The organism is Flexivirga meconopsidis, assembly GCF_026162425.1.
In the GTDB taxonomy this organism is placed as follows: domain Bacteria; phylum Actinomycetota; class Actinomycetes; order Actinomycetales; family Dermatophilaceae; genus Flexivirga; species Flexivirga meconopsidis.
In genome coordinates, this window is sequence record NZ_JAOBQJ010000002.1 from 139,347 (window position 1) to 152,143 (window position 12,797).

A 12,797-nucleotide genomic window follows, 5' to 3' on the forward strand; every position below is an offset into this window, starting at 1 on the left:
CCTTCGGAAGGACCGACCCCTTTGCCCTCCGCCGATCTCGCCGACCTGCGAGCGCGGGTGCAACACGCACTCGACCGTGAGAGACAGCACCAGCACGACGTGCTCGCTCCCCTCGGCCCGGACATGACCGACCTGCTCGATGCGGTCTTCGACCTGCTGAGCGGCGGCAAACGGTTGCGCGCGGGGTTCCTTTACTGGGGCTACCGCGCGGCGGGCGGATCCGACAGCGACGCCCTCGTCCGGGCGGCCACCTCGCTCGAGGTCTTCCAGGCCGCTGCGTTGCTGCACGACGACGTCATGGACGACTCGGATGTCCGGCGCGGTATGCCGGCAGCCCATCGACGTCTCGCCGCCGCGCACCAACAGCGCTCGCTCGCCGGGGACTCCGGCCGCTTCGGGGAGGCCGGTGCGATCCTGGCCGGCGATCTGTGCCTCAACTGGACCGACGAGATCTACACGACCAGCGGCCTGCCTCAGGCGGAGCTGCTGCGTGGGCGCGCGGTCTTCGACACCATGCGCACCCAGCTCATGGGCGGCCAATACCTCGACGTGGTCGAAGCCGCGCAGACCTGGCAGGGAGTGCCCACCGATCAGCGAATCGCCAGGGCCCGCAAGGTGATCCGCTTCAAGAGCGCGAAGTACACGGTGGAGCAGCCGCTGTTGATCGGCGCATCCTGCGCCGGCGCCGACGAGCGCACGCTCGACGCGCTGTCCGCCTACGGGCTGGCGCTCGGTGAGGCGTTTCAGCTGCGTGACGACCTGCTCGGCGTTTTCGGCGACCCGGAGGAGACCGGCAAGCCCGCGGGGGACGACCTGCGCGAAGGCAAGCGCACCGTACTGGTCGCCTACGCGTTGGAGGCCGCGACCGACGATCAACTCCGGCGATTTGCAACGGTTTTCGGACGGCCGGACGTGTCCGCCGAGGACGTGCAGTGGATGCGTGACCTGTGCGTCCGGACCGGCGCGGTCGACCAGACGGAGAAGCTCATCACCAGCCAGGCGGATGCCGCTCGCCGTGCCCTGGACGACGCGCAACTCACCGACGAGGGCAGGGACGCGCTGCTGGACCTGATCGAGATCTCCACCGCCCGTTCGTCGTGAGGCACGCCGCCGGGCACCGCACGCCGCGTCATACGGTCGTTGTCGGTGCCGGCCTGGCCGGGCTGTCGGCCGCATTGCACCTGCGCGGAAGGGGTGTCGAGGTCACGCTGGTCGAGGCGGCCGACCAGGTGGGCGGCAGAAGCCCTGAGGTGGTGGCCGACGGGTTCACCCTCGACACCGGTCCGACGGTGCTCACCGAAACTGCCCACGTGGCAGCGGCTTTCGCCGCCGTCGGCGAAAACCTGGCCGATCATCTGGAGCTCCGACCGGTCGATCCGGCATACATCGCACACTTCCCGGACGGCACCTGCCTGCCGATGTACGCCGATCCGGCTCGGATGCGGCAGGTGATCGGGGACTTCGCCGGCCCGCGGGAGGCCCGCGGCTACGAGCGGTTCGTGCGGCACGTGGAGCGGCTCTACGATGTGGAGTTCCCGCACTTCATCGACCGCAACCTGGACGGCGTGGGCTCGCTGATCAGCCCGGCCTTGCTTCGTCTCACCGCACTGCGCGGGTTCGGCCGGCTGGACCGACTGGTCGCGTCGTTCTTCACCGACCCCCGGCTGCAGCAGGCGTTCAGCTTCCAGGCGTTGTATGTCGGGGTGCCACCGCACCGGGCGCGCGGCATGTTCGCGGTGGTGAGCGCCATGGACCTGGTGCACGGCGTGAGCTATCTGGTGGGCGGCATGCACGCGCTGGCACGAACGATGGCGCAGGTCGCGGTGGCGCACGGTGTGCAACTCCGGCTGGGCGAACGCGTGACTGCTGTGCGCACCGCCGGTCCGACGCAGCGGATCACCACCGCGACCGGTGTCCTCGACGCCGACGCAGTGGTGCTCACCTGCGAACCGCCTTCTGCCGCGGCGCTTCTCGGAGACCACCGCGCACCGCGCAACAGCACGCCGGCGCCGAGTTGCGTGCTCCTCGCCGCGGGGGTGCCAGACGGGTTGCCAGGCACCGGGCACCACCACATCCACTTCGGCGGGAGCTTTCGCGGCGCCCTCGACGACATCACCAGCGGTCGACTCATGCGCGACCCCTCCTTCCTGGTGTCGGTGCCAACCCGCACCGACCCGGGTATGGCGCCGGCCGGCGGCGACGTGCTCTACGCCCTCTTCCCCGCGCCCGCCCAGCATGGTCGTGGAGCCGAAATCGACTGGCAACGTTTACGACCCGTCTATCGCGACCACCTTCTCCGGCGGCTGACCGCAGCGGGATATCCCATCGACCGTTTGGTCGGCGAGCAGCTGATCACCCCCGCCGACTGGGCGGCACGCGGGCTGCCCTGGGGCACGCCGTTCTCGGCGGCGCACACCTTCGGCCAGAGCGGGCCGTTCCGCCAGCCCAACCTGGTGCGCCCGGGCGTGGTGCTCGCCGGCTCCGGCACGACGCCCGGGGTCGGCGTGCCGATGGTGCTGATCAGCGGCCGGCTGGCCGCCGAGCGACTCTTGCGGACCCAGCCGTGAGCCGGCTCGCTGCCGACTACGCGGTCTGCCGGGCGATCAACGCCCACCACGGCAAGTCGTTCTATCGGGCAACCAGTCTCCTGCCGCGCGATCGCCGCCCACACATCTGGGCGTTGTATGCCGTCACGCGCTGCAGCGACGATCTGGTCGATCGGCCGGCTCCCGGGCAGGACGCCGCCGACGCTCTCGCCGCCTGGCGAGCGCAGGTGCTGGCGGCGTTGGCGCCGGAGGCGCGGCCGCAGCATCCCGTGCTGCGCGCGGTGCAGCGCACTGTCTCGTCATACGGCATCGAGGCGGGGCTGTTCGAGGAGTTCTTCGACTCGATGGCAGCCGACCTGGTCACCCGCCGCTACCCCACCTGGGAGCAGCTGCGGCGTTACATGCGCGGCAGCGCGGCGGTGATCGGCGAGATGACCGTGCCGATCCTCGGCGGCGATGCGGGGAGCGGGCCATACGCCGCGCTGCTCGGCGAAGCGTTCCAATTGACCAACTTCGTGCGGGACCTCGCCGAGGACTGGCAACTGGGCCGAATCTACCTGCCACTGGAGGATTTTCAGCGCTGCGGGGTCAGCGAGGACGAGCTCGGCGACGCCGTCGCGACCGGCCGATCCGGACCCGCACTGCGACGGCTCGTCGCGCTCGAGACCGCTCGCGCCCGCGAGCTGTATGACGGGGCGGCGCCCGGGCTCAAGCACGTCGACCTGGTCGTGCAGCCTTGTCTGCGCGCGGCTTTCGCGCTCTACGGCGAGATCCTGCACGAGGTCGAGCGGCGCGAGTTCGAGGTGTGCCGCGGCCGGGTCGTGGTGCCTGCGTGGCGTCGGGCGCAGGTGGTCAGTCAGGCGGTGTCCGGCGGGCAGCCCTGGCGTTCCACCACGTCCACGACACGAGCGTGAGCAGCACCAGCGCGAACCCGAAACCGAGGTCCTCCACCGGCGCCCAGAACAGCCGACCGTCCCCGATGAACGGCGACCGCTCCGAGCCGATGATCGCCGACGGATCGTAGGTCACGATCCGTCGGCCGGTGAGCCAGCCGTTGGTGGCGAACTGCCCGATCAGCACTATTGCGTAGGTGATCCACCATCGCAGGGTCAGCACCAGGCGGGTGCGCAACACCCACAAGTCCACCGCGAGCGCCACCGGCACCGCGATGATCGCAAGCTGCGTATAACTCACCGGCGCCGTCGCAGCACGACGCCGACCGCCTCGTAGGAGGCGATCGCGGCAAACGGGATCACCAGGAAGAACGCCCACTCCTCCAGCGGCAGCCCGAGCAACCGCGGCGGCAGCGTCTGCGCTGCGTCGAAGTGCCATTGGCCGGCACGGGTCGCAAGCAGGTCCCAGACCACGAAAGGCGTTGCAGCACAAGCGATCGCGAGCAGCAACAGACCGACGCGCCGGATCCGGCGCAGGCCGAAGGCAGGCACCAAAGGCACCGTCCCTGCCAGGCAGCAGACCAGCGCCGCCGCGTAGGCCAGGTGCCGCACCGCGGGTCCTAGAAGGCGAGCTCGGAGGCCCGCTTGCGCACCTCTGCCTTGCGGTGCGCCTGGAGCATGGTGATCGGCGAGCCGTCGATCGGCAGCGTCGGATCGGTCGTGAAGAGCCATTCCAGCGCTTCGGCGTCACCCAGCCGCGCGTCCCGCAGCACGGTGATCGTGCCCTCCAGCCCGGTCAGCAGGTGGTCCTCTTCGACGAAGGCCGCCGGCACGCTGAGCGCGTTGTTCGGACCGACGCGGTGGCCGAGCACCACCTTGTCGTCGACCAGCCGTCGGGCCTGCCGTTGGGGGATCCCGAGCGCATCACCGAACTCCGGGATGGACAGCCACTCGCCGACGAGTGTCTCCAGGTCATTCGCATCGTCCGTCACGGTCGGCCAGTCTAATGAGCGGTTGGCGCCTCCCCCGCGAGCGCTCGGCGCAGCAGTTGCGTCACCTCCGCACCGGTCACCGGCCGCGGGTTGACGTAGTCCCCCGCCAGTGCGCCGCTGACCCGGGACAGATCGGCCTGGCTGACCCCCAACTCGGCGAGCGAAGTGGGCGCGCCCCACGCGCGCGCCGCATCCTGCAGCGCCACGGGGGCCGGGTCGCGGGTGTCGAGCGCGGCTGCGATCACCCCCGCGATCCGGTCGGCGGCCTCGGCGTTGAAGGCCAGCACGTAGGGCAGCAGGACCGTGTGGGTGTCAGCGTGCGGCAGGTTGAGCGCGCCTCCCAGCCGGTGGCAGAGGGCGTGATGCAGCCCCATCGTCGTCTCACCCAGCGTCGCCCCGCACATCCAGGCGCCGTAGAGCGCGTCCGACCGCGCCACCGAATCTGCAGGATCGGCAACTATTTTCGGCATACCGGAAAGAAGGGAGCGGACTCCTTCGTCGGCCAGCAGGTCGATGAACCGGTTGCCGTCCGGCGCGTAGGACGCCTCGACCGCGTGCGCGATCGCGTTGAAACCGCTGGTCACCGAGATCGGCACCGGCAGCGACACCGTCAGTTTGGGGTCGTAGAGCACCGCGGCCGGCCGGACCCGCTCCTCCCGGCCGGTGCGTTTGACGCCCGACTCGGTCAACCCCCACACCGGCGTCATCTCCGACCCGGCGTAGGTGGTCGGCACGGCGACGATCGGCGCGTCGCAACGCAGTGCGATCGCCTTGGCCAGGCCGGTGCTCGAACTCCCGCCGACGGCTACCACCGCATCCGCGGCTCGGTCTCGAAAGTGCGCCACCGCCAGATCGGCGCACTCGGCGGGCACGTGCATCACCGCGCCGTCGAAGACGCCGGCGACCCGATCGGACGCAACCGCAACCGCAGCCTGCGCCAGGTCACGCTGGCCTGCCGTGCAGACCACCAGCGCTCGGGTGCTGTCGAGCTCGGCGAGCGCGTCGGGCAGCTCGGCGAGCGCGCTGGGCCCGAACCGCACCCGCCGACCGTGTTCGGTCACCGTGAAGCGTCGACGGCTCACGCGTCGCCCTCGACCGCGAGCACGAGCTCGACCTCGACGCTCTGGAACGGGTTCGCAATGCCCAGTTGCCCGGCAAGCTGCGGGTCGTCGACCGGCACGAACGACTCCTCCAGCTCCGGCGTTGCCGCGAAAACCGTGTCCGTGTCGAGGTATTCGCTGTCCGCGTCGAAGACATGCGTCGTCAGGCTGAGGTGACCTGGCGCGGTGACCTGGAAGTGGATGTGCGCCGGACGATAAGGGTGCCGGCCGGTCGCACCGAGCAACTGACCGACCGGGCCGTCGGTCGGCACCGGATACTTGCTCGGCCGCACCGTGACGAACTCGAAGCTGCCGTCCTCGCCCGCGGTGAACAGGCCGCGGCCGACTCCGATCTGGTCGGGCTCCCGCTGCACGTCGTAGTTGCCGTCCGCGTCGGACTGCCACACGTCCACCTGGGCACCGGCGACCGGACGGCCCTGCGTGTCGATAACGCGCCCGCGCACGAGCGCCCTCGACCCGGGGACCGCGGCGCTGATGTCCTCACGCATCCGTCGTGCCGGCGAGGCCACCAGATGGAACGGCCCGAGCACGGTGGACGCGGTTGCCTCGGGGTGGCTCGCGGAGTCCAGCTGTTCGATCAGTGTCGACAGGCCGAGCACGTCCGACAACAGCACGAACTCCTGACGCACATCGTCGCACTGCTGCCCGGTGCGGGTGAGGAAGTCGATCGCGTACTCCCACTCGTCGAACTTCAGGTCGACCTCACGCGCGTAGTCGTGCAGGTGCTGCACCAGCGGCACGAGAAGCTCCATCAGCCGCTCGTCGGTCCGGTCGGTGAAGCTTGCCTGCACCCGTTTGGTCAGATCGTCGGTCATCGCCACATGTCTCCTTGCTCGGTTCTGCCGACCGTATGACGGGGCACCCGTCGTCGCTGTCCTCCCCGCGCGAGCACCCTCCGGAATCCGCGACGAGCTGGTGTCCCAACTCACTCCACGGCGCTTTGCGGATCGCGTCCGCGCGAACCGGATAGCACGGGTGTGATCCGCGCAATAGGTTTCCGCGATCCCGACCACACCGCCGTTGTGATCGCGACGCCAGACAAGGAGAGACCATGACCGAGAGCACGCTCACCCACACGCCATCGTGGCTGGCCGCCCTCAGCCAGACCGAGCTCGAGCAGCAGCTGACCGACAGCCCGTACGACATTTACGCCCGACTGCGCCGCGACAACCCCATCGTGAAGGTGCCGCAGATGGGCGACGTCTGGTTCGTGACTCGCTATGACGACGTCAAGCAGGTCGGCAGCGACGCGACCTTCCACGGCGCCTCCGACCTGGCCCACATGACGCTGTTCGGTGAGGGCAATGTGCTGTCGGCAGAAGGCGATCCGCATCGTGAGCAGCGGGCGTTCATCGATCCGCAACTGCGCAAGCGGAAGGTTGCGACCTACATCGACGACCTGGTGCGTCCCTACGCGCGACAGCTGCTCGCGCAGCTGGGACCGAAGGGTTCGGCGGAGATCGTCACCGAATACTTCGAACCGGTGAGCGTCCGGGCGCTCGGTGACCTGCTCGGCCTGGAGTCGGTCGACAGCCCGACCCTGCAGAAGTGGTTCCACGGGCTCAGCCAGGCGCTGGTCAACAAGTCGATCGACGAGTCCGGGCAGCTGGTGAACAAGGCGGCCTTCGAGGAGGCCGACCGGATCAAGGAAGAAATCCGGCAGACCGTGCTGCCGATCATCGACCGGGTCACCGCGCAGCCGGACGACACCAGCCTGTCGCACTGGGTGCACGATGCCACCGACGGCACACCCCGATCGGCGGACGTGCTCTGGCCGACCCTGTATGTCGTGCTGCTCGGCGCCATGCAGGAGCCGGGGCACGGTGCCGCCAATTCGCTGCTCGGCCTGCTGCGCAACCCGGACCAGCTCGAGCGGGTGCGCGCCGACCGTGCGTTGCTGCCGCAGGCGATCGAGGAGGGCCTGCGCTGGATCGCCCCGATCGGCATCTTCACCCGCCGGGCGACCGCCCCGACGCAGGTCGCCGGCCAGGCGATCGAAGTCGGCGACATCGTCTTCTGCTCGATGGGCTCGGCCAACCGCGACGAGACACGCTGGGACAACCCGGATGCCTTCGACATCGACCGTGCGGCGCAGCCACACCTGGCGTTCAGCGCCGGCGCGCACACCTGCGCCGGAAGCCACTTCGGCAAGGCGGTCGAGCGGATCGCGCTCGACGAACTGCTGACCACCTTCCCCGACCTGCGCGAGCAGACCGGCGAGCAGGCGGTGACGAGCGGCTGGTTCTTCCGGGCCGTCCGCAGCCTGCCGGTGGCGTGGTGAGTGTGATGACCGCGATGCTGACCGGACACATCCCGACGACCACCGCCCCCGAGCAGACCTTGCACCTGCAGGTCGCCGCGCGCGAATCACTCACCCCCGAGGTAGTGCTGCTCACCCTGGAACGCGCCGACGGGGTGCCGTTGCCGCACTGGTCCCCCGGTGCGCATGTCGACCTGATGCTCGACATCGGGCCGCGGCAGTACTCCCTGTGCGGCGACCCCACGGACCCGACCCGCTGGCAGGTGGCCGTCCTGCGCGAGCCCGACGGGCGGGGCGGCTCGGCATACGTCCACGAGCAGGTGCACGAGGGCACCGAGATCACGGTGCAGGGACCGCGCAACCACTTCGCGCTCGTCGAGGCACCGCACTACACGTTCATCGCCGGCGGCATCGGGATCACGCCGCTGCTGCCGATGATCGCGCAGGCCACGCGCACCGGCACACCGTGGCGGCTGTTCTACGGCGGGCGCTGCCTGGAGTCGATGGCCTTCCACGACCAGCTCACCAGCCGGTATGACGAGCAGGTCGTGCTGCACCCGCAGGACGAGCACGGCGTGCTGGATCTGCCGGGCATCGTCGAGAGCGTGCCGGCGGACGGCGTCGTCTACTGCTGCGGGCCGGAAGGTCTGCTGGGTGCACTGGAACGCACCTGCAGCGACCGGAGCATGCCGACACCGCACGTCGAACGCTTCGCGCCCAAGGACCTGGGCGACACCGAGGATGTGGAGTTCGAGGTGGAATTGGCCGAGACGGGCGATATCGTGAACGTACCGGCCGGGTGCTCCGTCCTGGAGGCGCTGCGCCAGCACGGGGTCGACGTACCGTCCTCGTGCCAGGAAGGCACCTGCGGCACCTGCGAGACCGGGGTGCTGGCCGGCACGGTCGAGCACCGGGACAGTCTGCTGACCCCGCAGGAGCAGGAGGCGATGGACACGATGTTCATCTGTGTCTCGCGTAGTCGCGGCGAACGCCTGCGGCTGGAGTTGTAAGGATCTGCCCCGCTGAGCACCATCGAGCCCCCGCTGAGCAATCACCCGCTGACCCGGACCACCGACCTGGACGAGTTCGCGGCCCGGCTCAACGCGGTCTACTACCCGGCGGCGCTCGCCGCCGGGGCGGGGGCGTTTCGCGGCACGGGGATGCTCTTCGCGACGCAGACCCCGGAACTGACGATCGGTTACGTCCAGCCGGGGCGGGACCTGCGCATCACGCCCCGGCTCGAAAACACCACGTACCACATCAATTTCGCGTGGCAGGGCCGACTGCATGCGCGCAGTGGTGACACCGACGTCGAGGTGCAAGGCACGTCGGCGTCGGTGCACAACGTCGGCGCCGAGCACGCGCTGCACCATTGGGACCCGGACACCGGCGTCGTCGGGATCAAGCTGTCGCGAACGCTCGTCGAGCACGAGTTGGAGCAGTTGCTCGGGGTGCCGTTGGAGGAGCCGCTCGTCTTCGAGTCACAGTTCCGGCTGGACACAGCCTCGGGACGGTCCTGGCTGCGGCTGGTGCGCTTGCTGCTCACCGAGTTCAACGATCCGGCCGCCTTCGAGGACCGGCGGATCCGGGAGCAGTACATCCGCACGCTCGTGGTCGCGACCCTCAACGCGCAGCCGCACAACTACCTGGCTCAGCTGCGCGACGGCGGTCACCCCTCGACCCCGCGCACGGTACGACGGGTGGTCGCCCACATCGAGCAGCACTTCGGCGGATCGCTGACCGTCGCCGACCTCGCCGCCGCGGGCGGCACGAGCGTGCGGCGCTTGCAGGAGGTCTTCCAGGACCAGTTCGGGATGTCCCCGATGACCTACCTTCGCGATGTCCGGCTGCAGCACGCGCACGACCTGTTGCGCGAAGGCCGCGCCGACGTGACCGAGGCGGCGCGGTCCAGCGGGCTGGTGCACCTGGGGCGGTTTTCGGCGGCCTACCGCACCAAGTTCGGCGAACTTCCGTCGCAGACTCGCAGCGGCATCGCGCGACGGGGTCGCTGAGCCACGACACGCCCCAGGGCGCCGGGTCACCCGCTCGGACGACCAAACCGACTACTTTTCGGGTGAGTCACACCTGTCCCAGCCGTAACAGCCGGAACCGGCGGCCCTCGGGTCGCGCCGGCTGAGCTGAAGGAGACCCATGGCACCCATCACCGCAGGTGCACCGCCGGCGACCGCGCACGCCATACACGCCGAGGCGCGCACCAAGAAGCCTGCCGCGACGCCACCGAAGAAGTCCAAGGCGCCGGCCGTCGCGAAACGGCACACCACCAAGGCGGCCAAGACGCCGGTGCGCAAGAAGGCGTCATACACGATCCGGCCCGGCGACAACCTGACCACCATCGCCAAGACCTACAAGGTGTCGCTCGCGGCGCTGCTGAAGGCCAACAAGTTCGCCGACCCCAACCGGGTGTTGTCCGGCGACCGGATCGCCGTGCCGGTCGCGGTGAACGGCCGGACCACAGCCCGCAAGACGGCGGTGCGGACCAGCGCCCGGAAGGCACCGAGCGCACCGCACACCTATGGCGGTCTCAGCCCGAAACAGGTGCTGAAGAAGGGGCGTTCGGCCACCAAGGCCGCGCTGGCCGCGACCGAGGTGCCAAGCCGCAGCCAGACCAAGGCGCTGATCGAGCACACCGCGCAGCGGTATGGCGTGAGCCGCAAACTCGCGCTCGGCATCGGCTGGCAGGAGTCCGGCTGGAACCAGCGCGCGGTGTCGTCGGTGAACGCGGTCGGCACGATGCAGGTGATGCCCGAGTCCGGCGAATGGGCATCGGACTTGGTGGGCCGCAATCTGGACCTGCTCGAGGCGAACGACAACGTGACCGCCGGGGTCGCGATCCTGCGCTATCTCACCGCGAACGCCAAGGATCTGGATCAGGCGATCGGCAGCTACTACCAGGGGCTCGGCGCGATGCGCAAGCACGGACCGTACGACGACACCAAGGTCTACATCCGCAACGTGCGGGCGCACATGGAGCGCATGTAGCCGTCTGGTCGGAACGCGCGGCCCGCGCCGTACGTCTCCACGAAGGACAACAATTCGGGGCGCCACCCGCCGGACCTGACGGGTGGCCGAGCACGAGGTTCGTAAGCTTGTGAGTGTGTCAACCACCGCACCGTCGCTGATCGGTCGCACGGTCGATCGACGGTATGTCGTCCGTGGGCACCTCGCCGACGGCGGCATGGGCTCGGTGTATGTCGCACTCGACCAGCGCCTCGACCGTGAGGTCGCGCTGAAGATCATGCGCCCCGACCTGGCTCGGGACACCGAATTCGTCGCCCGTTTCCGCCGTGAGGCGCGTTCGGCGGCCCGGCTCACCCACCCGAACGTCGTTGCGGTGACCGACCAGGGCGAGGACGAGCAGTATGTCTTCCTGGCGATGGAGCTGGTGCGCGGGCGCACGCTGCGCGAGGTGATCCGCCAGGACGCGCCGCTGCCTGCGCGGCAGGCACTCGACATCGCCGACGGCATCCTGCAGGCTCTCCAGGCGGCCCATCGCGCCGGCCTGGTGCACCGGGACGTGAAGCCGGAGAACGTGCTGATCGGGGACTCCGGGGTGAAGGTCACCGACTTCGGGCTGGCCCGCGCGGTCACCACCGACACCCTCACCGGGGACAGCGACGTGCTGCTCGGCACGGCGGCATACCTGTCCCCCGAGCAGGTGGAACGCGGCCGGGCCGACGAGCGCAGCGACGTCTACTCCGCCGGGTTGCTGCTTTTCGAAATGCTTACCGGGCAGAAGGCGTTTCCCGGTGACTCCCCCATCCACGTGGCCTACCAGCACGTGCACGGCACCATGCCGACCCCGTCCGATGCGGTGCCGAGCATTGCGCCCGCCGTCGATGCCCTGGTCGCTCGGGCGACGTCCCGCGACCCGGACGACCGCCCGGCGAACGCCGGCGAGTTCCTGCGCGAATTGCGTTCGGTGCGAGCGGGTTTGGTCCCCGAAGCACTCGACGCCGCGCCGCGGCCGGCACCTGCTCTGCCCGACGATCACGAACGCACAGACCCGCTGCGCCCTGGGTCGACCCGACAGATCGCCCGCTCCGGGCCCCCTCCGGTCGCCCGCACCGGTCGTCGCCGCTGGCCGCTTCTCGCCGGCCTGCTCGCCGCGCTGCTGCTCGTCGTGGGCGGTGTCGGCGGCTGGGCCTTGACCGCCGGCCCGCTCGGCTCGGTCGACGTGCCCGCTGTGGTCGGCCAGCAGCAGGGCGCCGCGGTCGACGCCGTCCAGCGCGCCGGTTTGCACACCAAGGTGCAGCAGGTCTTCAGCGAGACCGCCGCCTCCGGGACGGTCGTGTCCACCACCCCGGGCGCCGGCGACGGCCAGCGCAAGACCGACGCGGTGGTGCTGCGGGTGTCCAAGGGGCCGGAGCGTTACGACATACCCTCGCTGGTCGGCAAGTCCGAGGCCGACGCCCGGAAGGCGATCACCGACGCGCACCTCAAGGTCGGCACGGTCACCCAGGCGTATGACGACAGCACCGCCAAGGGTCAGGTCTCCTCGACCAGCCCCACCGGCGGCACGTCACAAAAGCCTGGCGCGACGGTCGATCTGGTGATCAGTAAGGGCAAGCAGCCGATCACCGTGCCGTCGGTGACCGGCAGCCCCAAGGCCGACGCGGAGCAGCAGCTGACCGACGCCGGCCTCAAGGTCACCTACGGCGCGGAGCAGAACAGCGACACCGTCGCGAAGGGCGACGTGATCAGCCAATCCCCTTCGGACGGCACCCTTTTCAAGGGCGACGCAGTGCAGCTGGTGATCTCCAAGGGCCCGGTGATGGTCACCGTGCCCAAGGTCGTCGGCAAGTCCCCCAGCGATGCCAAGGACGAGTTGGAGAAGCTCGGCTTCCAGGTGAAGACGAGCTACCCGCTGCTCGTGCCGGTGCTGTTCCAGGTGCAGGGCCAGTCGGTCAATGCCGGCTCGCAGGCGCCCAAGGGCAGCACGATCACGATCGACGTCGTCTGAGCGG

Annotated in this window: 13 protein-coding genes; 8 read left to right on the forward strand and 5 right to left on the reverse strand. The window is 69.7% G+C overall.

Annotated elements, in window-relative coordinates; translation table 11 throughout:
* The first annotated feature begins 21 nt into the window (after positions 1 to 21).
* From N2M23_RS06030 to N2M23_RS06040, 3 genes are read left to right on the forward strand one after another with little or no spacing between them, the layout of a single operon-like run.
* Positions 22 to 1,101 (forward strand): polyprenyl synthetase family protein, encoded by a 1,080-nt coding sequence (locus tag N2M23_RS06030; RefSeq protein WP_265444057.1) that lies wholly within the window; start codon positions 22 to 24, stop codon positions 1,099 to 1,101.
* A complete protein-coding gene (locus N2M23_RS06035; protein ID WP_265444059.1) occupies positions 1,098 to 2,567 on the forward strand; it encodes a phytoene desaturase family protein in 1,470 nt (489 codons plus the stop codon). The genes N2M23_RS06030 and N2M23_RS06035 overlap by 4 nt, the downstream gene beginning before the upstream one ends.
* Entirely contained in the window at positions 2,564 to 3,460 is an 897-nt protein-coding gene (locus N2M23_RS06040; RefSeq protein WP_265444061.1) for a phytoene/squalene synthase family protein, read from the forward strand. Before N2M23_RS06035 ends, N2M23_RS06040 begins: the two co-directional genes overlap by 4 nt.
* On the opposite strand, the gene N2M23_RS06045 is transcribed toward N2M23_RS06040, so the two are convergent.
* The 5 genes from N2M23_RS06045 to N2M23_RS06065 are packed head-to-tail and all read right to left on the reverse strand — an operon-like array spanning position 3,399 to position 6,367.
* Complete coding sequence (locus tag N2M23_RS06045) at positions 3,399 to 3,740, reverse strand: lycopene cyclase domain-containing protein (protein WP_265444062.1); 342 nt, start codon at positions 3,738 to 3,740, stop codon at positions 3,399 to 3,401. The genes N2M23_RS06040 and N2M23_RS06045 overlap by 62 nt on opposite strands.
* Complete coding sequence (locus N2M23_RS06050; RefSeq protein ID WP_265444063.1) at positions 3,737 to 4,051, reverse strand: lycopene cyclase domain-containing protein; 315 nt, start codon at positions 4,049 to 4,051, stop codon at positions 3,737 to 3,739. The genes N2M23_RS06045 and N2M23_RS06050 overlap by 4 nt, the downstream gene beginning before the upstream one ends.
* Before the next feature lie 8 nt (positions 4,052 to 4,059).
* A complete protein-coding gene (locus N2M23_RS06055) occupies positions 4,060 to 4,431 on the reverse strand; it encodes an Rv2175c family DNA-binding protein (RefSeq protein ID WP_265444064.1) in 372 nt (123 codons plus the stop codon).
* Between the two features lie 11 nt (positions 4,432 to 4,442).
* On the reverse strand, positions 4,443 to 5,513 hold the full coding sequence (locus N2M23_RS06060; protein WP_265444065.1) for a maleylacetate reductase: 1,071 nt from the start codon (positions 5,511 to 5,513) through the stop codon (positions 4,443 to 4,445).
* On the reverse strand, positions 5,510 to 6,367 hold the full coding sequence (locus tag N2M23_RS06065; RefSeq protein ID WP_265444066.1) for a dioxygenase family protein: 858 nt from the start codon (positions 6,365 to 6,367) through the stop codon (positions 5,510 to 5,512). The genes N2M23_RS06060 and N2M23_RS06065 overlap by 4 nt, the downstream gene beginning before the upstream one ends.
* Before the next feature lie 236 nt (positions 6,368 to 6,603).
* On the opposite strand from N2M23_RS06065, the gene N2M23_RS06070 reads away from it, so the two are divergent.
* The 5 genes from N2M23_RS06070 (at position 6,604) to pknB (ending at position 12,793) form a co-directional block, all read left to right on the forward strand.
* Positions 6,604 to 7,833, forward strand: coding sequence for a cytochrome P450 (locus tag N2M23_RS06070; protein WP_265444067.1), 1,230 nt, complete (start codon positions 6,604 to 6,606; stop codon positions 7,831 to 7,833).
* A gap of 5 nt (positions 7,834 to 7,838) precedes the next feature.
* Positions 7,839 to 8,822, forward strand: coding sequence for a PDR/VanB family oxidoreductase (locus tag N2M23_RS06075; protein WP_265444069.1), 984 nt, complete (start codon positions 7,839 to 7,841; stop codon positions 8,820 to 8,822).
* A gap of 66 nt (positions 8,823 to 8,888) precedes the next feature.
* Complete coding sequence (locus tag N2M23_RS06080; RefSeq protein ID WP_265445086.1) at positions 8,889 to 9,824, forward strand: helix-turn-helix transcriptional regulator; 936 nt, start codon at positions 8,889 to 8,891, stop codon at positions 9,822 to 9,824.
* A gap of 139 nt (positions 9,825 to 9,963) precedes the next feature.
* A complete protein-coding gene (locus N2M23_RS06085) occupies positions 9,964 to 10,812 on the forward strand; it encodes a lytic transglycosylase (protein ID WP_265444070.1) in 849 nt (282 codons plus the stop codon).
* 115 nt (positions 10,813 to 10,927) lie between these two features.
* Positions 10,928 to 12,793 carry a Stk1 family PASTA domain-containing Ser/Thr kinase gene (gene pknB / locus N2M23_RS06090; RefSeq protein WP_265444071.1) on the forward strand — a complete coding sequence of 622 codons (1,866 nt, stop codon included), beginning with the start codon at positions 10,928 to 10,930 and terminating at the stop codon, positions 12,791 to 12,793.
* The last annotated feature ends 4 nt before the right edge of the window (positions 12,794 to 12,797 follow it).